Raw genomic sequence first — 23,962 nt, 5'->3', positions numbered from 1 at the left:
TCAGCGGTTCTCGGGCGTGGGGTCGGCCTCGGCGGTCGGTTGCACCTTGTCGTTGATGGTCACCATCGCGTCGTTGCGCAGACGCAGCAGGCCGCTGGTGACGACGCGATCCCCCGGCGCCAGCCCTTCGGTCACCGCCACCAGGTCGCCGCGCGTGGCGCCGGTGCGGATGAAGCGCTGCTTGACCACCAGGCGCGGACCCGCGGGCTGGCCGCTTTCGGCGGCGGCCGCCTTTGCGGCGGCCTCGGCATCCGCCGGCGCCTCCTGGATCACGTACACGGCGTTGCCATAGGGGTTGAAGCTCACCGCGGTCTGCGGGATCACCACCACGTCGCGCACGCCGCCGACGTCGAAGCCGACGCGGGCGAACGTGCCGGGGCGCAGGTTGCGTCCGGGGTTGTCGAACGTCGCCTGCACGCGGAAGTTGCGCGTGCTGGCATCGGCGCCGGGCTCGACGGCGGTGATCCGGCCCTCGAACGTCTGCCCCGGCAGCGCGTCGACCGTGGCCCGCACCGCGGTCCCCGGCAGCACAGCGCCCATGCGCTGCTCGGGCAGGGTGAAGTCGAGATAGATCGGGTCCAGCGACTGCAGGCTGACGATCGGGTCGCCGGGATTGACGAACTGCCCGAGGTTGACGCGGCGGATGCCGAGCATGCCGTCGAACGGCGCGCGGATCACCTTCTGCGCGATCAGCGCGCGCTGCGCGTCGGCCTGGGCCACGGTGCTGGCGGCATCCGCGGCGCGCTGGTCGACCTCGGCCTTCGACACCAGGCGGTCGCGTCCCAGTTCGCGCCAGCGGTCGCGCTGGACCACGGCGAGCTTCGCGGCGGCTTCGAGCGAGCGCAGCGCGGCCAGTTCGCCCTCGGTGTTCAGGCGCACCAGCACGGCGCCGGCCTTCACCGGCTGCCCGGCCTCGAACTCGATCGCCTTCACTACGCCGCCGGCCTCGGTGGTGACGTCGGTGCCATTGACCGCGATGAAGGTGCCGACCGCCTCCTCGCTGTCGCTCCATCGTTCCTGCCTGGCCTCGAACGCGGTCACCGCGACCGGGGGCTGCGGCATGTCGTCGAAGAACCGGTTCATGCCGGCATTCAGCACCGCCTTGGCGCCGAACACGCCGCCGAACACCAGCGCGGTAAGCAGCAACATCCAGACCATGCGCCGGCGCGCAGAGGGTTCGCGGGCGGGGCGGGACGTGGCCATGGGGAGTCCTTTGCCGCGGGGAAGGGAAATCCTGAACTCCCTGGCACCCCCGTACAAGTGCGCGCGCCGGCATCGCCCGCGAGGCGGGGTCCCTGACTTCAGGCACGTTTGCCGCCGGCAGGCAATGCCATACTTGCCAGTTCAAGAATCCCCCGTGCCCAAGGACGTCCCATGCGCCGCATCGCCCTGATCCCGGTTCTTCTCGCGGCATTGGTGGCGTGCGGAGGGGAGGAGCAGCAGCAGGCACCGCCACCGCCCGAACTGGGCGTGGTGACCGTGCAGCCGCAGGACCTGCCGTTGCGCAAGGAGCTGGTCGGCCGCCTGGCCGCGTTCCGCAGCGCCGACGTGCGCGCCCGCGTCCCCGGCGTGGTGCAGCGGCGCGTGTACGAGGAAGGCAGCGACGTGGCGGAAGGCGACGTGCTGTTCGTCATCGACCCGGCGCCGCTGCGCGCGGCCGCCGGCGAGGCGCAGGCCGCGCTGGCGCAGGCCCGTGCCAGCCAGGCCAACGCCCGCGCCACCGCCGAGCGCGCGCGCCGGCTGGCACCGGAGAAGTTCATCTCGCAGTCCGACCTCGACAACGCGCAGGCCGCCGAGCGCAGCGCGAATGCCGCGGTGCAGGCGGCGCAGTCGGCGGTGGAGAGCGCCAACATCAACCTCGGCTATGCCACCGTGCGCGCGCCGATCTCCGGCCGCGCCGGCAAGCAGCAGGTCACCGAGGGCGCGCTGGTCGGGCAGGGTGCCGCGACCCTGCTGACCACCATCGACCAGGTCGACCCGCTGTACGTCAACTTCACCATGGGCGTGTCGGAGCTCGACGAGGTCCGCCGCATGCAGCTCGACCGCAGCGGCCCGGTGTCGGTGCAGGTGCTGCTGGCCGACGGCGTGGTGTACGACCATCCCGGCACGCTCGACTTCTCCGGCGACGTGGTGGATCCGCAGACCGGCGCGGTGTCGCTGCGCGCCACGCTGCCCAATCCCGAGCGCCGGCTGCTGCCGGGGGCGTACGTGACCCTGGTGGCGACGCTCGGCGTGCAGCAGGGCGTGTTCGCCGTGCCGCAGGCGGCGGTACAGCGCGACGCCGCCGGCGGCTACGTGCTGGTGGTGGGCGCCGACGACACGGTGGTGCGCAAGGACGTGGTGACCGACCGCGCCGATGCGGGTCGCTGGATCATCAGCAGCGGCCTGGCCGCGGGTGACCGCGTGGTGGTGTCCGGCCTGCAGCGTGCGATCCCCGGCAAGCCGGCCAAGGCCGCGCCGTGGCAGCCCGCCGCCGCGCCGGGTGCGGCGCCCGCTGCGGCACCGGGAACGGCACCCGCCGCCGCGCCCGCCGATGCCGCCGCGCCCGCAGATGATCCTGATGCCACGGATGCGGCGGAGCCGGCCGCTGCGGCCCCCGCGGCCGACGAAGGCTGACCTCCGATGCCCCGTTTCTTCATCGACCATCCGGTCTTCGCCTGGGTCATCTCGATCCTGATCTCGCTGTCCGGCGTGATCGCGCTGCTGAACATGGGTGTCGAGTCGTACCCGAACGTGGCGCCGCCGCAGGTCACGGTCTCGGCCAGCTATCCCGGTGCCGATGCGCAGACCACCGAGCGCGCGGTCACCCAGGTGATCGAGCAGCAGCTGACCGGCATCGACAACCTGCTGTATTTCAGCTCCAGCTCGAGTTCGTCCGGCCGCGCCAGCGTCACGCTCACCTTCCAGACCGGCACCGACGCCGACATCGCCCAGGTGCAGGTGCAGAACAAGGTGTCGCTGGCCACGCCGCGACTGCCCACCGAAGTCACCCAGCAGGGCGTCGTGGTGGCCAAGGCCAACGCCGGCTTCCTGATGGTGGTGGGCCTGCGCTCGCAGACCCCGTCGATCGACCGCAATGCGCTCAACGACCTGATCGGCTCGCGCGTGCTCGAGCAGATCGCGCGCGTGCCCGGGGTGGGCAGCACCCAGCAGTTCGGCTCCGAGTACGCCATGAACATCTGGCTCAACCCGGACAAGCTGCAGGGCTACGGGCTGTCGGCCACCCAGGTGCTGGCGGCGGTGCGCGGCCAGAACGTGCAGTTCGCGGCCGGCTCCATCGGCTCCGACCCCGCGCCCAAGGGGCAGGGCTTCACCGCGACGGTGTCGGCCGAAGGCCGCTTCAGTTCGCCCGCGCAGTTCGGCGACATCATCCTGCGCGCCGACGACGAGGGCAGCACGGTGCGCCTGAAGGACGTGGCGCGGATCGAGGTCGGCGCGGCCGGCTTCGGCTTCGACACCCGCTTCAACGGCCAGCCGACCGGCGCGTTCGCGATCCAGCTGCTGCCGGGCGCCAACGCGCTGACCGTCGCCGAAGCCGTGACCGCGCGCATGGACCAGCTGGCGCCCAGCTTCCCGCAGGGCGTGGAATGGTTCAGCCCGTTCGACAGCACCACCTTCGTCACCATCTCCATCCAGGAAGTGGTGAAGAGCCTCATGGAGGCGATGGTGCTGGTGTTCCTGGTGATGCTGATCTTCCTGCAGAACCTGCGCGCGACCATCATCCCGACGCTGGTGATCCCGGTGGCGCTGCTCGGCACGTTCCTCGGCCTGAGCCTGATCGGGTTCACCATCAACCAGCTGACGCTGTTCGCGATGGTGCTGGCGATCGGCATCGTGGTGGACGACGCGATCGTGGTGATCGAGAACGTCGAACGCATCATGGCCGAGGAGCACCTGCCGCCGCGCGAGGCCACCATCAAGGCCATGGACCAGATCACCGGCGCGGTGGTCGCGATCACCGTGGTGCTGGCGGCGGTGTTCATCCCCAGTGCGCTGCAGGGCGGCGCGTCCGGCGAGATCTACAAGCAGTTCGCGATCACCATCGCGGTTGCGATGGGCTTCTCGGCGTTCCTGGCGCTCGGCTTCACGCCGGCGCTGTGCGCGAGTTTCCTCAAGCAGCACGACGCGGATGCGCCCAAGCGCCAGAACGTCGTGTACCGCACCTTCAACAAGTACTACGAGCGCATCAGCGGCACCTATGTGCGCCACATCGGCGGCGCGGTGCGCCATGCGCCGCGCTGGATGATCGTGTTCGTGGCGTTGACCGTGCTCTGCGGCCTGCTGTTCACGCGCCTGCCGGGCAGCTTCCTCCCCGAGGAAGACCAGGGCTACGCGCTGGCGATCGTGCAGCTGCCGCCCGGTTCCACCCTGCAGCGAACGCAGGCGGTGTTCGAAGAGGTGCGCTCCACGCTCGAGCAGGTCGACGGCTACCAGTCGATGATGCAGGTCGCCGGTTTCAGCTTCGTCGGCCAGGGCGAGAACGTCGGCATGGCGTTCATCAAGCTCAAGGACTGGAGCGACCGCGACGGCACGGTGCAGGACTTCATCCAGGCCGCCAACGGCGCGCTGTACGGCGTGCGCGACGCCGGCATCTTCGTGGTCAACCTGCCCACGGTGCAGGGGCTGGGGCAGTTCGGCGGCTTCGACATGTACCTGCAGGACCGCGCCGGCATGGGGCGCGAGGCCCTCACCCAGGCGCGCAACCAGCTGCTCGGTGCGGCCGCGCAGAACCCGGCGCTGGTCGGCGTGCGCCCCAACACGCTCGAGGACGCGCCGCAGCTGAAGCTCAAGGTCGACCGCGTGCAGGCGCAGGCGATGGGCCTGTCGGTGAACGACATCTACGGCGCGATCCAGCTGATGCTGGCGCCGGTGTACGTCAACGACTTCTTCTCCGAAGGCCGCATCAAGCGCGTCAACATGCGTGCCGATGCCGAGTACCGCAAGGATCCGGCATCGCTCTCGCGCTTCTACACGCCCGGTCCCGCCACGGCGGAAGGCACGCGCACGATGATCCCGCTGTCCAACGTGGTGGACGCCAACTGGGGCACCAACACGCCGTCGCTGACCCGCTACAACGGCTACTCGGCGGTGAACATCGTCGGCTCGCAGGCCCCCGGCCACAGCTCCGGCGAGGCGATGGCGACGATGGAAGGCATCGTCGACAACGAGCTGCCCGCCGGCTTCGGCTACGACTGGGCGGGCATGTCCTACCAGGAGATCATCGCCGGCAACACCGCGACCCTGCTGCTGGTGCTGTCGGTCGTGGTGGTGTTCCTGTGCCTTGCTGCGCTGTACGAGAGCTGGTCGATCCCGGTGGCGGTGCTGCTGGTGGTGCCGCTCGGCATCCTCGGCGCGGTGGTGTTCACCATGCTGCGCCCGGGCCTGTCGAACGACATCTTCTTCAAGATCGGCATGGTGACGGTGATCGGGCTGGCGGCGAAAAACGCGATCCTGATCGTGGAGTTCGCCGTGATGGAACGCGCCCACGGCAAGACCCTGCGCGAGGCGGTGGTCGAAGCCGCGCGGCTGCGCTTCCGCCCGATCCTGATGACGTCGTTCGCGTTCATCATGGGCGTGACGCCGCTGGCGCTGTCGAGCGGTGCCGGTGCCAATGCGCGCCATGCACTGGGCACGGGCGTCATCGGCGGCATGCTGTTCGCGACGTTCCTCGGGCTGCTGCTGATCCCGGTGTTCTTCGTCAGCGTGCGCCGCGTGCTGGGCGACAAGATGGACGAGCCGCTGCCGGGGCTCGGGAAAGGACAGCAGCAGCAATAAACCGCCGCGCAGCGAAGACTGCAGGCGATGACCCGGAAGTGTGCGCTGCCGGGTTGCGGCTTCAGCCGGTGGCGCGCGCCTCGCGCAGCACCCTGGCGAACAGCGTGAGGAACTGTTCCGCCGCCTTCGACGGCGGGCGGTCCTCGAGGTGCACGGACTGGACCTTGAAGCGCAGCGATGGCGCGAACGGCCGGAAGCCGGTGCTCGCGTCGCCGCTGGCGCGCGCGGTGAATTCGTCGACCACCGCCATGCCGGCGCCACAGCGCGTCAACGCGGCGGCGATATAGAACGACTGGTTGGAGACCACTTCGCGCACGTTGACGTCGAGCCGGCGCAATTCCCGATTGAACAGCTCGCCGAGCGGGCCGCCGATGGTCAGGCCCACCATGTCGCGGCCTTCAAGCAGCTGCATCGGCACGCTGTTGCCGACGTCGGGCAGGCTGGCCTTGTCGAACAGCAGCATCAGCTCGGCGGTGTCGATGTCGCGACGCTTCATGCGCGGGTGCATGGGCGGGTCGTAGGCGATCGCGATGTCGCAGCGGCGCTCGTAGAGCGCCTCGAACAGCTCGTCGTGGTGCAGCGCCTGCACGTCGAACAGCACGTCGGGGTGCGTCTTGCGAAAGCGCGTGATCGCCAGGGGCGCGAGATGCAGCCCGAGCGAGGGCACCACCGCAAGGCGGATGCGTCCAGCGGACACATCCTTCAGGTTGCCGACCGCCTTCTGCAGCGACGTCAGGCGCTGGAAGACTTCCGACGCCTCGACGAACAGCGCATGCGCCTGGTCGGTGGCCACCAGCCGGCCGCGCACCAGGCGGAACAGCTCCAGGCCCAGCTGCTGCTGGGTATGGTTCAGCACCTTGCTGACCGAAGGCTGCGAGACGTGCAGGAGCCTGGCCGCGGCGCTGATCGAGCCGGTCGTGTAGACGGCGTGGAACACCTCGATCTGGCGGAAGCGCATGGTCCGATCCCGTTGGGCGATCGTCATGATGGCCGATCGCGTGCGGCGATGCCCGGGCCATAGCCGCGGGTTATGCGTGCATGGCGCGTTTTCCGTAGCGCCGCCCGCGGGCAGCACCGAACATGGCCACGACCCGACGCAAGCGAGCGCCCGCAGGACCACACCATGCCGACCCCGACACCCGACGCATCACCCGACACCGCCGGCTGGCCGCCGCCGTACCTGCTGTACCTGGGCAACGCCCCGGATGAACTTTCGGGCAAGACCGCGCGTGGCCTCGTGCAGTTCCGCCCGCAATGGTGCGTGGGCCAGTTTCGCGGACCCGACTGCAAGGCCACCATCGACCTGCCGGTGATGGGTTTCGCTGAAGCCCGCGCCGCAGGCGCCAACACCATGATCATCGGCGTGGCCAACGCAGGCGGCAGCCTCGATCCGGCCGCGGTCGAGCATGTCGTGGCGGCGCTCGATGCCGGCATGAACGTCGCATCCGGGCTGCATGACAGGCTGGCCTCGTATCCGCAGATCGTCGAGGCCGCACTTCGCAATGGCCGCCACCTGTTCGACGCACGCACGCCGCCCCCGACCCCGGTCGGCAACGGCCGCAAGCGCGCCGGCCGGCGACTGCTGACGGTCGGCACGGACTGCTCGAGCGGCAAGATGTACACCACGCTGGTGCTGGAGGCCGAAATGCGCGCGCGCGACATCGCCGCCGACTTCCGCGCCACCGGCCAGACCGGCATCTTCGTGTCCGGCCGTGGCATCCCGATCGACGCGGTGGTCGCGGACTTCATCTCCGGCGGCATCGAGTGGCTGTCGCCCGGGCGCGACGACAACGGCTGGGACCTGATCGAAGGCCAGGGTTCGTTGTTCCATCCTTCGTTCGCCGGGGTCTCGCTGGGCCTGCTGCACGGCGCACAGCCCGACGCGCTGGTGCTGTGCGACGAACCCGGGCGCCCGCACATGCGCGGCCTGCCGCATTTCCCGATGCCGTCCCTGCGCGACACGCTCGAAGCCAACCTCGCCCATGCCCGCCTCACCAACCCCGCGGTGCTTGCAGTTGGCGTGGCGCTGAACACGGCCAGGCTCGACCCCGACGAAGCCACGCGCATCTGCCGGCACGTCGAGGACGCGCTCGGGCTTCCGGCAGAGGACCCCGTGCGCCATGGTGTCGGCCGGATCATCGACAGGCTGCAGGCATGCTTCCCGGACTGACGCTCGAACCCGCCGTCCATCCGCTTTCCGCTCCATTCCGCATCTCGCGCGGGGTGCGCACGTCCACCGAGGTCGTCGTTGCGACCGCGAGCGACGGCCGTCACGTGGGCCGCGGCGAATCGCTGCCGTATGCACGCTACGACGAGACCGTGGGATCGGTGACCGCGCAGGCCGCATCGTTGCGCACTGCGATCGCCGCGGGCATGGACCGCCGCAGGCTGTGCGAGCTCCTCGGTCCGGGTGCGGCGCGGAATGCGCTGGACTGCGCGCTCTGGGACCTCGAGGCGCGGCGGAGCGGGATGTCGGTGGCGGCGATGCTCGGCCAGCCCGACGCGCTGCCGGCGCTGTGCAGCGCGCAGACCGTCAGCCTGGACACCCCGGCCAACATGGCGCGCGCGGCGGCCGGGTTGCGCCACCTGGACCTGGTCAAGGTCAAGGTCGACGCCAACGATCCCGCCGCGCTGGTGCGCGCGGTCCGTGGCGAACTGCCCGCGGCGCGGCTGATCGTGGACCCCAACGAGAGCTGGGATATCGAACTGCTGCGCGCGATGCAGCCGGTGCTCGCCGAAGCCAGGGTCGACCTGGTCGAACAACCGCTGCCGGCCGCCGCGGACGATGCACTGCAGGGTTTCGCATCGGTCTCGCGGCTGTGCGCGGACGAGAGCTGCCACGTCGCCGCGGATCTTCCGCGCCTGCGCGGCCGCTACCAGGTCGTCAACATCAAGCTCGACAAGACCGGTGGGCTCAGCGCGGCGCTCGAACTGCTGCAGGCCGCGCAGGCCGCGGACTTCGGCATCATGGTCGGCTGCATGATCAGTTCCTCGCTGGCGATCGCGCCGGCCTGGCATGTCGCACGCCACGCGGAGTTCGTCGACCTCGACGGGCCGCTGTGGCTGCGCGAGGATCATGCCGGAGGGGTGGCGATGCGCGACGGCATGCTGCAGCCGGCATCGCCGCAGCTGTGGGGTGGCGGATGTCCGCTGGCTGCCCGCCGACCCGCGGGAACGCACTGACCAGGAGACACCATGCTGCAGCTCGATGCCGTCCAGACCCTGGCCTTCGCCGGGCTCGCACTGTTCCTCGGCTACGCGCTGTGCAGGGCGATTCCGGTGCTCGGGCGCTACAACCTGCCGCCGCCGGTGATCGGCGGCCTGGTGTTCGCCATCGCCGCCTGGATCGCGCACGGCCGCGGCGAAGCGCTGTTCGTACTCGACACCGGGCTGCAGGCGCCGCTGATGATCGCGTTCTTCACCACGGTCGGCGTCAATGCCAGCCTGCGGCTGCTCAGGATCAGCGGCCGGCAGGTGGTGGTGTTCCTGCTGCTGGCGTCGCTGTTCGCGGTCGCGCAGAACCTGCTGGGCATGGCGGTGGCGGTCGGCTTCGACCTGGATCCGCTGTTCGGCGTGCTGGCCGGCTCGACCACGCTGACCGGCGGCCCCGCCACGGGCCTGGCATTCGCGCCGCTGTTCGAAGAGGCCGGCGTGCAGGGTGCCGAATCCATCGCGGTGGCGTCGGCCATGGGCGGGATCGTGCTCGGCGGCCTGGCCGGCGGGCCGGTGATCACCGTGCTCATCCGCCGCTTCGGGCTGGTCTCCAGTCGCCCCGAGGACCATGCGGCACCGGTTGATGAAGCCAGCGGCGCAGCGCAGACCGAGGCCCAGCGCGAGTTCGGCGCGCTGAAGAGCATCGTGGTGATCCTGGTGGCGATGTGGCTCGGCGCATGGGTGAGCGGCTGGATCTCGGCCACCGGCATCACCTTGCCCGCCTATGTCGGCGCGATGCTGGTCGGCGCCCTGATCCGCAACTTCGACGACGCGACCGGATGGATCGGCCTGTCGGTGCCGACCACCGACCTCATCGGCAACGTCTCGCTGTCGCTGTTCCTCGCGGTGGCGCTGATGAACCTCAAGCTGTGGGAGCTGGCGGGCCTGGCGTTGCCACTGCTGGTGAACCTGGGGCTGCAGCTGGCGATGGTGGTCGCGTTCTGCAGCGTGGTGTTCCGGGTGATGGGCCGTGACTACGACGCGGCGGTGATGGGTGGCGGCTTCATCGGCTTCATGCTCGGCACCACCGCGAATGCCATGGCGGTGATGCGCACCCTGGTGGAGCGCTACGGCGCCGCGCCACGCGCGTTCCTCGTCGCGCCGCTGGTCGGCGCGTTCTTCATCGATTTCAGCAACGCGCTGATCATCACCACCTTCATCAACTTCTTCGACTGAGTGCCGCGGCTTCGTGCTGCGCATGCCGTCCTATGACAATGGCTACGGGCCGATCCAGGAGCTTTTCGATGATCGAGGCAGTGCGGGCGCGACGCCTCGCCGGGTTCGCGGCGATGCTGGTACTGGTGGCGGGTACGGCGCACCCGCCCGAGGCGGGCGTCGCCGCCGCCGAGCGGCCGCGCGCGCGTGATGCGGGGGTGGTGATCGGGCTGCTGCCGACGGGCCCCCGCAACGCCATCGTCGACGTCGCCGGCGTGGCCGTGGGACATGCCACGGTCATCGAGGGAACCGGAGTCCGCACCGGCGTCAGCGCAATCCTGCCGCACGGCGGCGACCTGTACCGGGACCGCGTACCGGCCGCGATCGTGGTGGGCAATGGCTACGGAAAGCTGCTTGGCGGCACCCAGGTCGAGGAGCTGGGGGAGCTGGAAACACCGATCCTGTTGACCGGAACGCTGGGCGTCTGGCGCGCGGCGGACGCACTGGTCGACTGGCAACTCGCGCAGCCGGGCATGCAGGAGGTGCGTTCGTTGAACCCTGTCGTGGGCGAAACCAACGACGGCTTCCTCAACGACATCCGCTTGCGCGCGCTGCGCCCCGCACACGTGCACGCCGCGCTCGACGCCGCTTCCACGGACAACGTCGACGAAGGCGCGGTCGGTGCCGGAACCGGGACCATCGCCTTCGGCTGGAAGGGCGGCATCGGCACCAGTTCGCGCAAGCTCCCGCAGGCAGCGGGTGGCTATACCGTCGGCGTCCTGGTGCAGAGCAACTTCGGCGGTCGGCTGACCATCGCGGGCGTTGCGCTGGATTCGCTGCGGCCGGGCGCCTCCCCCGCGCCGGAGGCGCGCGATGCACCGCCCGCCACCGGCGACGGCAGCATCATGATCGTGGTCGCCACCGATGCGCCGCTCGACGCCCGCCTGCTGCGGCGGCTGGCGACGCGCGCGCTGCTGGGCGTCGGTCGCACCGGGTCGTCGATGAGCAACGGCTCCGGGGACTACGTGATCGCGTTCTCGACCGCGCACGAGGTGCGCAGGGAGCAGGGTGCGGAACGGCATCGCCTGCTGGTGCTGGACAACGGCATGATGACGCCGCTGTTCGACGCCGTGGCCGAGGCGACCGAGGAGGCCATCGTCAATTCACTGTTCCGCGCGGACACGATGCGCGGCCATCGCGGTACGGTGCCGGCGCTGCCGCTGGAGCGCGCGCTGCCCCTGTTGCGCGGGCATTAAAAAACCCGGCAGCGTGGGGCTGCCGGGTCCATGTGCGGGCGCCGTGCGGGGAGAGAGTCGCGCGGTGCCCCGGCCCCGTTGCCGGGGCCGTTGCCTGCTTACTTGCGGGTCTTGCCCGCGGCGGCCTTCGCGGCGCCTTCGACGGTTTCCTGCGCCTTGGCGGCGGCGGCCTCGACCTGGCCCTTGGCCAGCTGGGCGATCGCCTCGTTGGTGGCGACGGTCTGGCCGAACACTTCCTGGCTGGCGCTGACCGAGCGCTCGATGCTCTCGCGGGCAATCTGCGCGCCCTTCGGCCACGCGGCCTTCAGGCCGTCGGCGTCACGCACTTCGGCCAGCTCGCCCCAGAAGGAGAACGCGGCGGTGGCGTTCTGCTCGAAGGTGGCCAGCTGCAGGCCGAACGCCTTCTGCGCGTTCTCGAGGGCCAGGCGGCTGATCTGCGAGGTGCTGTCGGCGAACTGGCGGGCGGCGGTGCTGAACTGCTCGTTGATGTTCTGGTACATGGCGGGTTCCTGCTGATGTCCGGCAGGGATTGCCGGTTTGTGCAGTGCACCATAATGCAGCCGATGTTGCGTTGCAACATGGATCCGACGAACGGCAGGAATCCGTTCAGTTCGTAGCCGGATCAACCACTTGCGGGCCACGGTAGCGGCAGCCGGAGGTACAGGTCTCGTGCACGACGACCTCGCTCAGCAGCGGCAGCGCCGGCTTGAGCCGGTCCCAGATCCACGCGGCGAGGCGTTCGCTGGTGGGGTTTTCCAGCCCGGGGATGTCGTTGAGGTAGTAGTGGTCGAGCTGCGCGTGGATCGGCTTGAAGGCCGCCTTGATGTCGGCGAAATCCATGATCCAGCCGGTCTCGTCTCCGGGTTCGCCGCTGACGCAGAGCTCGATGCGGAACGAGTGCCCGTGCAGGCGCGCGCACTGGTGGCCTGCGGGCACGTTGGGAAGCCGGTGCGCGGCTTCGATGGTGAAGACCTTGAAGATGTCCATGGCGCCGATTCTACCCGGGCACCCGCACCGCGCCGTCCATGAGCACGCGCGCGCTGCGGCTCATCACCGCCTTGGTCACCGTCCAGCGGCCGTCCGCCTGGCGCGCCTCGGCGCCGACGCGCAGCGTGCCGGAAGGGTGGCCGAAGCGCACCGCCTCGCGCGTGCCGCCACCGGCGGCCAGGTTCACCAGCGTGCCGGGAATCGCCGCCGCGGTGCCGATGGCGACCGCGCAGGTGCCCATCATCGCGTGGTGCAGCTTGCCCATCGACAGGGCGCGCACGTTGAGGTCGATGTCGCGCGCGGCGATGGCCTTGCCGCTGGAGGCGACGTAGTCCGCCGGCGGCGCCACGAAGGCCACCTTGGGCGTGTGCTGGCGCGTGGCCGCGCCGGCGATGTCGTCGATCAGGCCCATGCGCACTGCGGCGTGCGCGCGGATGGTTTCGAACATGGCCAGCGCCTTTGCGTCGCCGTTGATCGCGTCCTGCAGCTCGGTGCCGGCATAGCCGATCTCGGCCGCGTTGACGAACACGGTCGGGATGCCGACGTTGATCATCGTCGCCTTCAACGTGCCCACGCCAGGCACGTCCAGGTCGTCGACCAGGTTGCCGGTGGGGAACATTGCGCCGCCGCCGTCGCCGTCATCGGATGGGTCCATGAACTCGAGCACGATCTCGGCAGCCGGGAAGGTCACGCCGTCGAGCTCGAAGTCGCCGGTTTCCTGCACTTCGCCGTTGGCGACCGGCACGTGCACCACGATGGTCTTGCCGATGTTGGCCTGCCACACGCGCACCGCGAACGTGCCGTTGTCCGGCAGGCGCGCGCGGTCGATGAAGCCGTTGGCGATCGCGAACGGGCCGACGGCGGTGCTGAGGTTGCCGCAGTTGCCGGACCAGTCGACGAACGCGCTGTCGATCGACACCTGGCCGTAGAGGTAGTCGACGTCGTGGCCCGGCTGCGTGGCCGGGCCGATGATCACGCACTTGCTGGTGGACGAGGTCGCCCCGCCCATGCCGTCGGTGTGCTTGCCGTAGGGGTCGGGCGAGCCGATCACGCGCAGCAGCAGCGCATCGCGCGCGGCGCCGGGCACGCGCGCGGCTTCGGGCAGGTCTTCGAGGCGGAAGAACACGCCCTTGGAGGTGCCGCCGCGCATGTAGGTGGCGGGGATGCGGAGCTGTGGCTTCGGGGCCATGGGTGCGGGCTCGGTGCAACGGACAGGGCGTCATTGTCCCATGGCGCCGGCGCCACCTGGCCGGCCGAAGCGGGTGCTCAGGCGCCGTCCGGGATCTCCGGCTCGACCAGCTGCGCCAGCATGGCCAGCGATTCCTGCCAGCCCAGGTAGCAGAAATCGAGGGGAATCGCGTCCGGGATGCCGGCCTGCACGATCCGCAGCGCGGTGCCGGCCATGCCCTCTTCGAACTCCACCACCACCTGCATCTCGCCAGGAAGGTCGGGGTTCTCGAAGCGGTCGTTGTAGGCGATGCGCCGGTTCTCGACCAGCTCGGTGTAGGCGCCGCCGAACGATTCGACCTTGCCGGTGCCGAAGTTGGTGAACGACATCCGGTAGCCGCCGCCGACGCGCGCGTCCATCTCGTGGACCTTGCCGGTGAAGCCGTGCGGCGGCAGCCACTTCGCCAGGGCGTCCGGGTCGAGGAAGGCGCGATAGACGCGCTCCGGCGGTGCGCGCAGGACGCGGTGGAGGGTGACGGTACCTGGCATGCGGGCTCTCTCCGCTGACGGATGGAGCCCGCGTGGTACCCCGAGCCGCGTTACGCGGCGGTCGAGGCCAGGAAATCCTGCGCGAAGCGCTGCAGCACGCCGCCCGCCTCGTACACCGACGCTTCCTCGTCGGAGTCGATGCGGCAGGTCACCGGCACCTCGAGCACTTCGCCATCGCGGCGGCGGATGACCAGGGTGAGCGTGGCGCCCGGCGTCGGCGCACCGATGACGTCAAACGTCTCGCTGCCGTCGATCCCCAGCGTGTTGCGGTTGGTGCCCGGCAGGAACTGCAGCGGCAGCACGCCCATGCCGACCAGGTTGGTGCGGTGGATGCGTTCGAAGCCCTCGGCAACAATCACTTCCACGCCGGCGAGGCGCACGCCCTTGGCGGCCCAGTCGCGGCTCGAGCCCTGGCCGTAGTCGGCGCCGGCGATGATGACCAGCGGCTGCTTGCGCTGCATGTAGGTCTCGATCGCTTCCCACATGCGCGTGACGTCGCCTTCGGGCTCGATGCGCGCCAGCGAGCCCTGGCGCACGCTGCCGTCTTCGTTGCGCACCATTTCGTTGAGCAGCTTGGGGTTGGCGAACGTCGCGCGCTGCGCGGTGAGATGGTCGCCGCGGTGGGTGGCGTAGGAATTGAAGTCCTCTTCCGGCAGGCCCATCTTCGCCAGGTATTCGCCGGCGGCACTGGAGGCCATGATCGCGTTCGACGGCGACAGGTGGTCGGTGGTGATGTTGTCGCCGAGCACCGCGAGCGGACGCATGCCGGTCATCGCACGCGCGCCGGCCAGTGCGCCCTCCCAGTACGGCGGGCGGCGGATATAGGTGCTCATCGGGCGCCAGTCGTAGAGCGGATCGACGCGCGTGCCGTCGTCCACCACCAGGCGGAACATCGGCTCGTAGACGCGGCGGAACTGCTCCGGCTTCACGCTGGCCTTGACCACCGCGTCGATCTCCTCGTCGCTGGGCCAGATGTCCTTGAGCGTGACCGGCGTGCCGTCGGCATCCACGCCGAGCACGTCCTTTTCGATGTCGAAGCGGATGGTGCCTGCGATCGCATACGCGATGACCAGCGGCGGCGAGGCGAGGAACGCCTGCTTGGCATACGGATGGATGCGGCCGTCGAAGTTGCGGTTGCCCGACAGCACCGCGACCGCGTACAGATCGCGGTCGATGACTTCCTGCTGGATCACCGGGTCCAGCGCGCCGGACATGCCGTTGCAGGTGGTGCAGGCGAAGCCGACGATGCCGAAGCCGAGCTGCTCGAGTTCGGTGAGCAGGTTCGCCTCTTCCAGGTACAGCTGCACCGCGCGCGAGCCCGGCGCCAGCGAGCTCTTCACCCACGGCTTGCGCACCAGCCCGCGCGCGTTGGCGTTGCGCGCCAGCAGCGCCGCGGCGATCACGTTGCGCGGGTTGGAGGTGTTGGTGCAGCTGGTGATGGCGGCGATGATCACCGCGCCATCGGGCAGCAGGCCTTCGGCTTCCTGCGCGTGCGCACCGGCCAGGTTGCCGGCGATGCCGCGCTCGGCGAGATCGCTGACCGGAAGCCTGCGGTGCGGATTCGACGGGCCGGCCATGTTGCGCACGACCGTCGACAGGTCGAAGTGCAGGGTGCGCTCGTATTGCGCATTGGCGAGGTCCGACGCCCACAGCCCGGCGGCCTTGGCATAGGTCTCCACCAGCGCCACCTGCGCGTCCTCGCGACCGGTCAGGCGCAGGTAGTCCAGCGTGTTGTCGTCGATGAAGAACATCGCCGCGGTGGCGCCGTACTCGGGCGCCATGTTGGAAATCGTGGCGCGGTCGCCGATGGTCAGCGCCGCGGCGCCTTCACCGCGGAACTCCAGGTACGCGCCCACGACCTTCTGCTGGCGCAGGAACTCGGTCAGCGCCAGCACCACGTCGGTGGCGGTGATGCCCGGCGCAGGCTTGCCCGCCAGCTCCACGCCGATGATCTCCGGCGTGCGCATCCAGGACGCGCGGCCCAGCATCACGTTCTCCGCTTCCAGCCCGCCCACGCCCACCGCGATCACGCCGAGCGCGTCGACGTGCGGCGTGTGGCTGTCGGTGCCGACGCAGGTGTCGGGGAACGCCACGCCGTCTTGCACGTACACGACAGGCGACATCTTCTCCAGGTTGATCTGATGCATGATCCCGTTGCCCGGCGGGATCACGTCGACGTTCCTGAACGCCTTCTTCGTCCAGTCGATGAAGTGGAAGCGGTCGGCGTTGCGCCGGTCCTCGATCTCGCGGTTGCGGGTGAACGCGTCCGGATCGAACCCACCGCATTCGACCGCCAGCGAGTGGTCGACGATCAGCTGCACCGGCACCACCGGGTTGACCTGCGCGGGATCGCCGCCGGCGTCGGCGATGGCGTCGCGCAGGCCGGCCAGGTCGACCAGCGCGGTCTGGCCGAGGATGTCGTGGCAGACCACGCGCGCCGGGAACCACGGGAAATCGAGGTCGCGGCGGTGCTCGACCAGCTGGCGCAGGAAGTCGCCGACCCGCCCGGGCTCGGCGCGGCGCACGATGTTCTCGGCATGCACGCGCGCGGTGTAGGACAGCCTGTCCCAGGCGCCCGCCTGCATGGCCTCGACCGCCTCGCGGGCGTCGAACCAGTCGAGCTTGGTGCCGGGGAGGGGCTTGCGGTGCTGGCTGTTCATGGCGTGCTGGGGGCTCTGACTGGCGTTGGCTTGGATGCCCATTCTACCGCGCGCCCCCTGCGGCCTCCCGGCCGCCGAAGCGCTACAGTCGGCAGCAACGGACCCGGGGACAACACGATGGAAGAGGCTGTGCGGCCGCGCGTTGCGCGCTGGTATTTCGATTTCATCTCGCCGTTCGCCTACCTGCAGTGGCAGGCGGTGAAGCGCATGCAAGGCGTCACGATCGAGTGCCGGCCGATCCTGTTCGCCGGGCTGCTGCGGCACCACGGCCACAAGGGGCCGGCGGAAATCGCGCCGAAGCGCACGTTCACCTACCGCCAGGTGCAGTGGCGCGCGGACCGCGCCGGCGTGCCGCTGACCTTTCCGCCTGCGCACCCGTTCAATCCGCTGCCCGCGCTGCGCCTGTGCATGGCGGCCGGGGCGACGCACGCGGCGGTCGACGCGATCTTCGACCACATCTGGCGCGAAGGCAGCGCGGGCGATGACGCCGCGGCGCTGGCGGGGCTGGCGACAACGCTCGGCATCGCCGATCCGGAGGCGGGCATGGCCGATGACGCGGTGAAGCTGGCGCTGCGCGCGAATTCCGACGCCGCCATCGCCGACGGCGTGTTCGGCGTGCCGAGCCTGGTCGTGGACGGCGAGGTGTTCTGGGGCGAGGACGCCACGGCGATGTTCCAGGCGTACCTGGCCGACCCGCGCCTGTTCGACACCCCGGCGATGCGGCGGCTGGAGGCGCTGCCGGTGGGCGTGGAGCGGTAGAGCGACCGGCCCCGGGCGGCCGCCGCCGGCGATTCACGCGATAATGCCGCGATGACCCGCAAAGCCGACCGCATCCACGCCGCCCTGCAAGCGCTCTCGCCCACGCATCTCGAAGTGCTGGATGAAAGCCATATGCACAGCCGGGGCCTGGAAACGCACTACAAGGCCGTGGTGATCAGCGATGCATTTGCCGGCAAGACTGCCGTCCGCCGCCACCAGGCGGTCTATGCGGTGTTGGGCGGGCTGATGGGCGAGATCCATGCACTTGCGCTGCATACCTGGACGCCCGAAGAGTGGGCGGGGCGTGGCGCGGCGCCGGATTCACCCGCATGCCTGGGCGGGAGCAAGCACGACAAGGCGTGACCTCTGCGCCGGCGCCCGCCGGCTGAACATCTCCTTTGCACAGGAATACCGATGACCGGAACGAGCCCGCGGCGGACATGGATGCTTGCCGTTGCGGCCGTGGTGGTCGGGCTCCTGCTCCTCTGGGGGCTGGCGCGGTGGCGCGGTCCGGTGCTGCCCGGTTACGAGGTCGTTGCCGGACCGCTGGTGCAGAGCGTCGTCGCCACCGGGCGGATCGCGGCGCCTTCGCGCGTGCAGGTCGGTGCGGAAATCGCCGGCCTGGTGCTCGAGCGCCGCGTGACCGACGGCGATCGCGTCGCCCCCGGTGACGTGCTGGTGGTGCTGCGCGCGCGTGACCTCGAGGCGCGACGCGACGAAGCCCGCGCGGCGCTCGACACCCTGCGCCAGGCTGACCGGCCCGACGCCGAGGCGCGCCTGCGCGAGGCGCGCGCCGGACTCGCCCAGGCCGAGCGTGAACTCGTGCGCCGCCGCGAACTCGGAGAGCGCCAGCTGGTGGCGCGCGAGAGCGTGGAGCAGGCCGGGCAGGCGGCGATCGCCGCGCGGGCCGCGGTGGATCAGGCGCGCGTGGCCGTCACGGCGCTGAGCGGCGGCGCGCGCGAGGCGCAGGCGCGCGAGCGACTGGGCGCCGCCGAGGCCGAGCTGGCGCGTGCGGTGATCCGCGCCACCGTGCCGGGCATCGTGCTGACGCGCGGTGTCGAACCCGGCGACACCGTGAATCCGGGCGACGTGCTGCTCGAGATCGCGCGCGATGCGCCGGGCGAGATCCTGCTGCCGCTGGATGAAAAGAACCTCGCGCGCCTGGCGCTGGGCCAGCCCGCCACCTGCATCGCCGATGCGTTTCCCGACCGTCCGTTCGCGGCCACGGTGTACCACGTGGCGCCCGGCATCGACCCTTCGCGCGGCACGGTGGACGTGCGCCTGCGCATCGACCCGGCCGCGGACTTCGTGCGCCAGGACATGACCGTGACCGCCACCATCCTGACCGGCCGTCGCGAGGATGCGCTGGCCGTGCCCAACGACGCGCTGCTCGATGCAGGCTCCGGATCGGACGGTGCCACCGTGCTGCTGGTGCGCGACGGCCGCGTGCAGCGCACGCCGGTGCGCATCGGCCTGCGTGGCCTGGCGATGAGCGAAGTGCGCGAAGGCCTGCGCGCCGGCGACCGCGTGCTGGCGGCGGGCGCGCTGGACCTCGCGGACCTGCCCGATGACGGCAGCCGCGCGCGCGTGGCCGGCCAGCCGCCGCCGGACAGCGGACATGCCACGCGCGGCGAGCTGCCGGTGAAGTTCGACTGAGCGATGTGGATCGAATCCACCATCGCCGTCCGCTTCATGCGCCAGGGACGGGCGCAGACGCTGCTGATCCTGTTCGGCATCGCGGTGGGCGTGGCGGTGATCGTGTTCGTGACCGCGCTGATCGCCGGGCTGCAGGACAACATCGTCGCGCGCACGCTGGGCACGCAGGCGCACATCCGCGTCGAGGCGCCGCGCGAGGCCAACCACATCGCGCCGGCGCCGGCCGGCACGCTGCAGCTGGTGCTGGAGGATCCGCGCCCGCAGGCGCTGCGGCCGATCGACAACTGGCTCGACGTGCGTGACGTGCTCGACGGCCTGGCCGGCGTGGCGGCGGTCTCGCCGGTGGTGTCGGGCCCTGCGTTCGGGCGCCGCGGCGAGGCGGTGGAATCGGTGGCGCTGGTGGGCATCGACCTGGCGCGCTACCTGCGCGTGATCCCGCTCGACGACAACATGGTGGAGGGGCGCCTGGACGTGGGTTCGGGCAACGCGGTGGTCGGCCGCCAGCTCGCGGAAGACCTCGGCCTGCGTCTCGGCGGCAAGCTGCGACTCGATGCCGGCGCCGGGCGCGAGGCGATCGTCAACGTCGCGGGCATCTTCGAGCTCGGCGTGCGCGAACTCGACGCGCGCTATGTCTACCTCGATCTCAAGCAGGCGCAGTCGCTGCTGGCGCTGCCGGGTGGCGTGACGGTGATCGACGTGACCGTCGACGACCTGTTCGGCGCCGACCGGGTGGCGGCGCGCGTGCGCGGCCTCACCGGGCTGCAGGCGGAGAGCTGGATGGAGTCCAACGCGCAGCTGATGAACGCGCTCAGCTCGCAAAGCCTCTCCACGCGCATGATCAGTTTCTTCGTGGCGATGTCGGTGGCGCTGGGCATCGCCAGCGTGCTCGCGGTGAGCGTGGCGCAGCGCACGCGCGAGATCGGCATCCTGCGCGCGATGGGCACGCGCCGGCGGCAGATGCTGCTCGTGTTCCTGGTGCAGGGCGCGGTGCTCGGGCTGATTGGCTCGGCGCTCGGCGCGCTGGCCGGCTGGGGCATGGTGGCCGCGTTCAACACCTTTGGTCCGAGGCTTTTCATCATCCCGATGCCGGCCGCGCTGGTGCCGGCGGCGATGGCGCTGGCCACCATCGCCGGCGTGGGCGCGGCGCTGGTGCCCGCCTCGCGCGCCTCGCGGCTGGATCCGGTGGAGGCCATCCGCCATGCCTGAAGCAGGCGAGGTGCTGCGGCTGCAGGGGCTGCGCAAGTCGTACAACATCGGCCGGCCAAACGAGGTCGAGGTGCTGCACGGCATCGACCTGCAGCTGGACCGCGCCGACTTCGCCGCGCTGGTCGGTCCGTCCGGTTCCGGCAAGAGCACGCTGCTCAATCTCATCGGGCTGCTCGACACGCCGACCGCGGGCGAGCTCTACCTGCGCGGCGCCGCCACGCGCGAGATGGACGATGAAGCGCGCACCGCGTTGCGTGGCCGGCACATCGGCTTCGTATTCCAGTTCCACCACCTGATCGGCGCCTTCACCGCGCTCGACAACGTCCTGATGCCGTGGATGGTGGCGCACGGCAAACCCGACCGCGAAACGGTCGACAGTGCCCGCGGCCTGCTGGCCGACGTCGGCCTGGAGAAATTCGCCGACCGCCATCCCGACCAGCTGTCCGGCGGGCAGCAGCAGCGCGTGGCGATCGCCCGCGCGCTTGTGACACGCCCGGCGCTGCTGCTCGCGGACGAACCGACCGGAAACCTCGACACGAAGACCGCCGCCGAAGTGTTCGAACTGCTGCGCCGCTTCAACGCGCAGTACGGCTGCGCGGTGCTGGTAGTGACCCATGATCCGCGGCTTTCGGAGAGCTGCGACCGCACGGTCACGCTGGTCGACGGGCGCATCGTCTCCGACGCGCGCCGGGAGGCCGCGGGGCGGGTCCCGGGTCCGGCCTGATCCCCTTTCGATGCCGCGTGTGCGGCGTCCATGGCGGGTGTACGCTCGGCGCACAACCAGGATGGAGGGTAGGCATGAACTCCCTGACGGCCGCGCTGGATCCGGTCTACGCGCACATCGCGCCCGGACTCCTGGACATCTACAAGGACCTGCACCGGAATCCCGAGCTGTCGATGCAGGAGCATCGCACCGCAGGCATCGCCGCCGACTACATCGAGGCGCTCGGTTACGACGTCACGCGCGGCGTGGGCGTCACCGGCGTGGTCGGCGTGCTGCGCAACGGCGAAGGCCCCACGGTGATGCTGCGCGCCGACATGGACGCGCTGCCGATGGCCGAGGACACCGGCCTGCCGTATGCAAGCACGGTGACCGCGACCGACGCCGAGGGCCGCAGCGTGGGCGTGGCGCATTCCTGCGGCCACGACCTGCACGTGGCCTGGATGCTCGGCGCCGCGCGCGTGCTGGCGGAGCATCGCGATGCCTGGCAGGGGACCGTGTTGATCGTGTTCCAGCCGGGCGAGGAAACCGCCGAGGGCGCCAACGCGATGATCGCGGACTGGGATGGTGCCGGGCTGCCGCGCGCGGACGTGGTGCTCGGCCAGCATGTGATGGTGGGCGCGGCGGGCACGGTGAGCTACCGCGCAGGGGTGATCCTGTCCGCGGGCGACAGCCTGAAAGTGCAGCTTTTCGGGCGCGGATCGCATGGCTCGCAGCCGCAGACATCGATCGATCCGGTGGTGATGGCCGCCGCCACCGTGATGCGCCTGCAGACCATCGTCTCGCGCGAGATCGGGCCGCAGGAAAGCGCGGTGCTGACCATCGGCTCGCTGCAGGCCGGCACCAAGGAAAACATCATCCCGGACGACGCCACCATCAAGCTCAACATGCGCACCTACGACGAGGGCGTGCGCGAACACATGCTGCAGGCGGTCAAGCGCATATGCTGCGCCGAATGCGACGCCTCCAACGCGCCGCGCCCGCCCGAGTTCACCACCCTCAGCAGCTACCCGCTCACCGACAACGACCGCGAGGCGACGGCGCGCATCGTCGACGCGTTCCGCGCGCAGTTCGGTGACGCCGTGCATGAGAGCAAGCGCATGGCCGCCAGCGAGGACTTCAGCGTATTCGGCCGCACCTGGGGCGTGCCCTACGTGTTCTGGTTCGTGGGCGGCACCGATCCCGATGTCCATGCAAAGGCGAAGGCGGAAGGCACGCTCAACAGGATTCCGAGCAATCACTCGCCACGCTTCGCGCCGGTGCTCGACCCCACACTGAAGACGGGGCTGCAGGCGATGCTCAGCGCGGCATCGGCGTGGTTGTGTCCTTCATCCACCAGCACGAAGGGAGATGCCGCATGAGCGCCGTCATGGGAAACGTCCACATCCCGGAGACCGGGTTCCGCGGCAACGACCGCCTGCTGTTCGGCATGATCCTGGGGGTGGTGACCTTCTGGCTGTTCGCACAGTCCACGCTCAACATCGCGCCGGACATGCAGCGCGACCTCGCGATCTCCGCCGGCACCATGAACAACGCGGTGGCGATGGCCGCGCTGTTCTCCGGCATCCTGATCGTGGTGATGGGCGGCCTGGCCGACCGCCTCGGCCGCATGCGGATCCTGCGCATCGGCTTCGTGCTCAGCATCGTCGGCTCGCTGATGGTCGGGCTGGCGCCGACCGGGGCGCTGAGCGCGCCGATGCTGCTGGTCGGGCGCGCGGTGCAGGGCATGTCGGCGGCCTGCATCATGCCGGCGAGCCTCGCCCTGGTGAAGGCGTACTGGGATGGTGCCGAGCGCCAGCGCGCGGTGAGCATGTGGTCGATCGGCTCCTGGGGCGGCGCCGGCCTGGGCTCGCTGTTCGGCGGCCTGATGGCGCAGACGCTGGGCTGGCGCTGGATCTTCTTCTTTTCGGTGGCCGTCGCCCTGCTGGGGCTGTGGCTGATCCGCGGCACGCCGGAGAGCAAGGCCGGCGGCGGCGGCGCGTACCGCTTCGACTTCGCCGGCATCCTCGCTTTCAGCGTGGCGATGGTGGCGCTGCAGGTGGTGGTGACCCAGGGCAGCACCCTGGGTTGGGGCAGCCCGCTGGTGCTGGGCCTCATCGCCGCCACGGTCATCGCCGGCATCGCGTTCTTCCGGATCGAGTCGGGCAACGACCACGGGTTCGTCGACTTCCGCCTGTTCGGCAACCGCGTCTACACCGGCGCGACGATCTCCAACTTCCTGATCAACGCCACGGTGGGCATGCAGCTGGTGTCGCTGCAGCTGGTGCAGATGGGCGGCGGCATGAGCGCGCAGCAGGCGGGCATGCTGACCCTTGGCTACGCCATCGCGATCATCGGCTTCATCCGCGTGGGTGAGAAGCTGCTGCAGCGGTTCGGTCCGCGCAAGCCGATGGTCTGGGGCTGCCTGATCACCGGCGTCGCGATCGCCTGCCTGATGCCCACGCAGATCATGCTCGACCAGTACCGGGTCGTCGCGATCGTCGGCTACACGCTGTTCGGCCTGGGGCTGGCGTTCTACGCCACGCCGTCGACCGACGCGGCGCTGTCGAGCCTGCCCATGGACCAGTCGGGTTCGGGTTCGGGCATCTACAAGATGGCGTCGTCCCTGGGCGCCGCGCTGGGTGTGGCGATCTCGGGTGCGATCTTCGCCGCGCTGGGCGCAACCGACACCGGCGTCCGCTGGCTGGAGGGCGTCATCACCTTCGCGGGCCGCCAGGACAACCTCGCCATCCGCGAGGCCGCGATGGTGGCGCTGGGCTTCAACCTGCTGATGGTCGCGGTGGCGATCGTCTCGATCCTGCTGACGATTCCGGCGGGCAAGCGCGAGCGGTGAGCGGAATGCAAAAGGCCCCGCGCTA

The 23,962-nt window shown here is 70.3% G+C and carries 20 protein-coding genes; 13 read left to right on the top strand and 7 right to left on the bottom strand.

The genetic code is table 11. The features are described from left to right. Entirely contained in the window at positions 1 to 1,203 is a 1,203-nt protein-coding gene (locus tag JHB91_RS08175) for an efflux RND transporter periplasmic adaptor subunit (protein ID WP_199472360.1), read from the bottom strand. Positions 1,204 to 1,374: 171 nt separating this feature from the next. Here JHB91_RS08175 and JHB91_RS08170 point away from each other — a divergent pair, with 171 nt between their 5' ends. Together JHB91_RS08170 and JHB91_RS08165 are read left to right on the top strand one after the other, a co-directional pair. After that, complete coding sequence (locus JHB91_RS08170) at positions 1,375 to 2,616, top strand: efflux RND transporter periplasmic adaptor subunit (RefSeq protein WP_199374839.1); 1,242 nt, start codon at positions 1,375 to 1,377, stop codon at positions 2,614 to 2,616. Between the two features lie 6 nt (positions 2,617 to 2,622). Beyond that, positions 2,623 to 5,775, top strand: a complete 3,153-nt coding sequence (locus tag JHB91_RS08165) for a multidrug efflux RND transporter permease subunit (protein WP_199472359.1) — start codon at positions 2,623 to 2,625, stop codon at positions 5,773 to 5,775. Between the two features lie 61 nt (positions 5,776 to 5,836). On the opposite strand, the gene JHB91_RS08160 is transcribed toward JHB91_RS08165, so the two are convergent. Further along, positions 5,837 to 6,733, bottom strand: coding sequence for a LysR family transcriptional regulator (locus tag JHB91_RS08160; RefSeq protein ID WP_199472358.1), 897 nt, complete (start codon positions 6,731 to 6,733; stop codon positions 5,837 to 5,839). A 165-nt stretch (positions 6,734 to 6,898) separates the two neighbouring features. Here JHB91_RS08160 and dgcN point away from each other — a divergent pair, with 165 nt between their 5' ends. From dgcN to JHB91_RS08140, 4 genes are all read left to right on the top strand, one after another. Continuing rightward, positions 6,899 to 7,945, top strand: coding sequence for an N-acetyltransferase DgcN (gene dgcN / locus JHB91_RS08155; protein ID WP_199472357.1), 1,047 nt, complete (start codon positions 6,899 to 6,901; stop codon positions 7,943 to 7,945). After that, positions 7,930 to 8,958: an N-acetyl-D-Glu racemase DgcA gene (gene dgcA, locus JHB91_RS08150; RefSeq protein ID WP_199472356.1), complete on the top strand. Its 1,029-nt coding sequence runs from the start codon at positions 7,930 to 7,932 to the stop codon at positions 8,956 to 8,958. The genes dgcN and dgcA overlap by 16 nt, the downstream gene beginning before the upstream one ends. 12 nt (positions 8,959 to 8,970) lie before the next feature. Then, positions 8,971 to 10,164 (top strand): sodium/glutamate symporter, encoded by a 1,194-nt coding sequence (gene gltS / locus JHB91_RS08145; protein WP_199374844.1) that lies wholly within the window; start codon positions 8,971 to 8,973, stop codon positions 10,162 to 10,164. 68 nt (positions 10,165 to 10,232) lie between these two features. Continuing rightward, positions 10,233 to 11,399 (top strand): P1 family peptidase, encoded by a 1,167-nt coding sequence (locus JHB91_RS08140; RefSeq protein ID WP_199472355.1) that lies wholly within the window; start codon positions 10,233 to 10,235, stop codon positions 11,397 to 11,399. Positions 11,400 to 11,497: 98 nt separating this feature from the next. Here JHB91_RS08140 and JHB91_RS08135 read toward each other — a convergent pair whose 3' ends face one another. The 5 genes from JHB91_RS08135 to acnD form a co-directional block, all read right to left on the bottom strand. Next, the gene (locus JHB91_RS08135) at positions 11,498 to 11,899 is read right to left on the bottom strand and encodes a phasin family protein (RefSeq protein WP_199374846.1); all 402 of its coding nucleotides are present in this window, start codon (positions 11,897 to 11,899) and stop codon (positions 11,498 to 11,500) included. A gap of 106 nt (positions 11,900 to 12,005) precedes the next feature. Beyond that, positions 12,006 to 12,386, bottom strand: a complete 381-nt coding sequence (gene queD / locus JHB91_RS08130; RefSeq protein ID WP_199472354.1) for a 6-carboxytetrahydropterin synthase QueD — start codon at positions 12,384 to 12,386, stop codon at positions 12,006 to 12,008. Positions 12,387 to 12,396: 10 nt separating this feature from the next. Further along, complete coding sequence (prpF, locus tag JHB91_RS08125; protein WP_199472353.1) at positions 12,397 to 13,575, bottom strand: 2-methylaconitate cis-trans isomerase PrpF; 1,179 nt, start codon at positions 13,573 to 13,575, stop codon at positions 12,397 to 12,399. A 77-nt stretch (positions 13,576 to 13,652) separates the two neighbouring features. After that, positions 13,653 to 14,102, bottom strand: a complete 450-nt coding sequence (locus tag JHB91_RS08120) for an SRPBCC family protein (RefSeq protein ID WP_199472352.1) — start codon at positions 14,100 to 14,102, stop codon at positions 13,653 to 13,655. 50 nt (positions 14,103 to 14,152) lie between these two features. Next, on the bottom strand, positions 14,153 to 16,762 hold the full coding sequence (gene acnD / locus JHB91_RS08115) for a Fe/S-dependent 2-methylisocitrate dehydratase AcnD (protein WP_199472351.1): 2,610 nt from the start codon (positions 16,760 to 16,762) through the stop codon (positions 14,153 to 14,155). A 117-nt stretch (positions 16,763 to 16,879) separates the two neighbouring features. On the opposite strand from acnD, the gene JHB91_RS08110 reads away from it, so the two are divergent. From JHB91_RS08110 to JHB91_RS08080, 7 genes are all read left to right on the top strand, one after another. Beyond that, complete coding sequence (locus JHB91_RS08110; RefSeq protein ID WP_199472350.1) at positions 16,880 to 17,521, top strand: 2-hydroxychromene-2-carboxylate isomerase; 642 nt, start codon at positions 16,880 to 16,882, stop codon at positions 17,519 to 17,521. A gap of 51 nt (positions 17,522 to 17,572) precedes the next feature. Further along, entirely contained in the window at positions 17,573 to 17,884 is a 312-nt protein-coding gene (locus JHB91_RS08105) for a BolA family protein (RefSeq protein ID WP_199374852.1), read from the top strand. Between the two features lie 51 nt (positions 17,885 to 17,935). Beyond that, positions 17,936 to 19,177 (top strand): efflux RND transporter periplasmic adaptor subunit, encoded by a 1,242-nt coding sequence (locus JHB91_RS08100; RefSeq protein WP_199472349.1) that lies wholly within the window; start codon positions 17,936 to 17,938, stop codon positions 19,175 to 19,177. A gap of 3 nt (positions 19,178 to 19,180) precedes the next feature. Further along, positions 19,181 to 20,383, top strand: coding sequence for an ABC transporter permease (locus JHB91_RS08095; protein ID WP_199374854.1), 1,203 nt, complete (start codon positions 19,181 to 19,183; stop codon positions 20,381 to 20,383). Further along, a complete protein-coding gene (locus JHB91_RS08090; protein WP_199374855.1) occupies positions 20,376 to 21,107 on the top strand; it encodes an ABC transporter ATP-binding protein in 732 nt (243 codons plus the stop codon). Before JHB91_RS08095 ends, JHB91_RS08090 begins: the two co-directional genes overlap by 8 nt. Before the next feature lie 74 nt (positions 21,108 to 21,181). Further along, positions 21,182 to 22,465, top strand: a complete 1,284-nt coding sequence (locus JHB91_RS08085) for an amidohydrolase (protein ID WP_199374856.1) — start codon at positions 21,182 to 21,184, stop codon at positions 22,463 to 22,465. Beyond that, complete coding sequence (locus JHB91_RS08080) at positions 22,462 to 23,937, top strand: MFS transporter (RefSeq protein ID WP_233398537.1); 1,476 nt, start codon at positions 22,462 to 22,464, stop codon at positions 23,935 to 23,937. The genes JHB91_RS08085 and JHB91_RS08080 overlap by 4 nt, the downstream gene beginning before the upstream one ends. Positions 23,938 to 23,962 lie beyond the last annotated feature (25 nt).

The organism is Luteimonas sp. MC1828, from assembly GCF_016461615.1.
Classification (GTDB): Bacteria; Pseudomonadota; Gammaproteobacteria; order Xanthomonadales; family Xanthomonadaceae; genus Luteimonas.
The sequence above is the reverse complement of the archived record's forward strand: the minus strand, read 5'-3'. Positions and strand labels throughout refer to the sequence as shown.

What these genes read in the sequence shown, in the direction of transcription:
- queD (WP_199472354.1), bottom strand. Translation starts at nt 12,386, where the DNA reads ATGGACATCTTCAAGGTCTTCACCATCGAAGCCGCGCACCGGCTTCCC.
- JHB91_RS08095 (WP_199374854.1), top strand. Translation starts at nt 19,181, where the DNA reads ATGTGGATCGAATCCACCATCGCCGTCCGCTTCATGCGCCAGGGACGG.
- JHB91_RS08105 (WP_199374852.1), top strand. Translation starts at nt 17,573, where the DNA reads ATGACCCGCAAAGCCGACCGCATCCACGCCGCCCTGCAAGCGCTCTCG.
- JHB91_RS08080 (WP_233398537.1), top strand. Translation starts at nt 22,462, where the DNA reads ATGAGCGCCGTCATGGGAAACGTCCACATCCCGGAGACCGGGTTCCGC.
- JHB91_RS08110 (WP_199472350.1), top strand. Translation starts at nt 16,880, where the DNA reads ATGGAAGAGGCTGTGCGGCCGCGCGTTGCGCGCTGGTATTTCGATTTC.
- acnD (WP_199472351.1), bottom strand. Translation starts at nt 16,762, where the DNA reads ATGAACAGCCAGCACCGCAAGCCCCTCCCCGGCACCAAGCTCGACTGG.
- JHB91_RS08140 (WP_199472355.1), top strand. Translation starts at nt 10,233, where the DNA reads ATGATCGAGGCAGTGCGGGCGCGACGCCTCGCCGGGTTCGCGGCGATG.
- JHB91_RS08100 (WP_199472349.1), top strand. Translation starts at nt 17,936, where the DNA reads ATGACCGGAACGAGCCCGCGGCGGACATGGATGCTTGCCGTTGCGGCC.
- JHB91_RS08175 (WP_199472360.1), bottom strand. Translation starts at nt 1,203, where the DNA reads ATGGCCACGTCCCGCCCCGCCCGCGAACCCTCTGCGCGCCGGCGCATG.
- dgcA (WP_199472356.1), top strand. Translation starts at nt 7,930, where the DNA reads ATGCTTCCCGGACTGACGCTCGAACCCGCCGTCCATCCGCTTTCCGCT.
- JHB91_RS08160 (WP_199472358.1), bottom strand. Translation starts at nt 6,733, where the DNA reads ATGCGCTTCCGCCAGATCGAGGTGTTCCACGCCGTCTACACGACCGGC.
- dgcN (WP_199472357.1), top strand. Translation starts at nt 6,899, where the DNA reads ATGCCGACCCCGACACCCGACGCATCACCCGACACCGCCGGCTGGCCG.
- JHB91_RS08170 (WP_199374839.1), top strand. Translation starts at nt 1,375, where the DNA reads ATGCGCCGCATCGCCCTGATCCCGGTTCTTCTCGCGGCATTGGTGGCG.
- JHB91_RS08120 (WP_199472352.1), bottom strand. Translation starts at nt 14,102, where the DNA reads ATGCCAGGTACCGTCACCCTCCACCGCGTCCTGCGCGCACCGCCGGAG.
- prpF (WP_199472353.1), bottom strand. Translation starts at nt 13,575, where the DNA reads ATGGCCCCGAAGCCACAGCTCCGCATCCCCGCCACCTACATGCGCGGC.
- JHB91_RS08085 (WP_199374856.1), top strand. Translation starts at nt 21,182, where the DNA reads ATGAACTCCCTGACGGCCGCGCTGGATCCGGTCTACGCGCACATCGCG.
- JHB91_RS08090 (WP_199374855.1), top strand. Translation starts at nt 20,376, where the DNA reads ATGCCTGAAGCAGGCGAGGTGCTGCGGCTGCAGGGGCTGCGCAAGTCG.
- JHB91_RS08135 (WP_199374846.1), bottom strand. Translation starts at nt 11,899, where the DNA reads ATGTACCAGAACATCAACGAGCAGTTCAGCACCGCCGCCCGCCAGTTC.
- JHB91_RS08165 (WP_199472359.1), top strand. Translation starts at nt 2,623, where the DNA reads ATGCCCCGTTTCTTCATCGACCATCCGGTCTTCGCCTGGGTCATCTCG.
- gltS (WP_199374844.1), top strand. Translation starts at nt 8,971, where the DNA reads ATGCTGCAGCTCGATGCCGTCCAGACCCTGGCCTTCGCCGGGCTCGCA.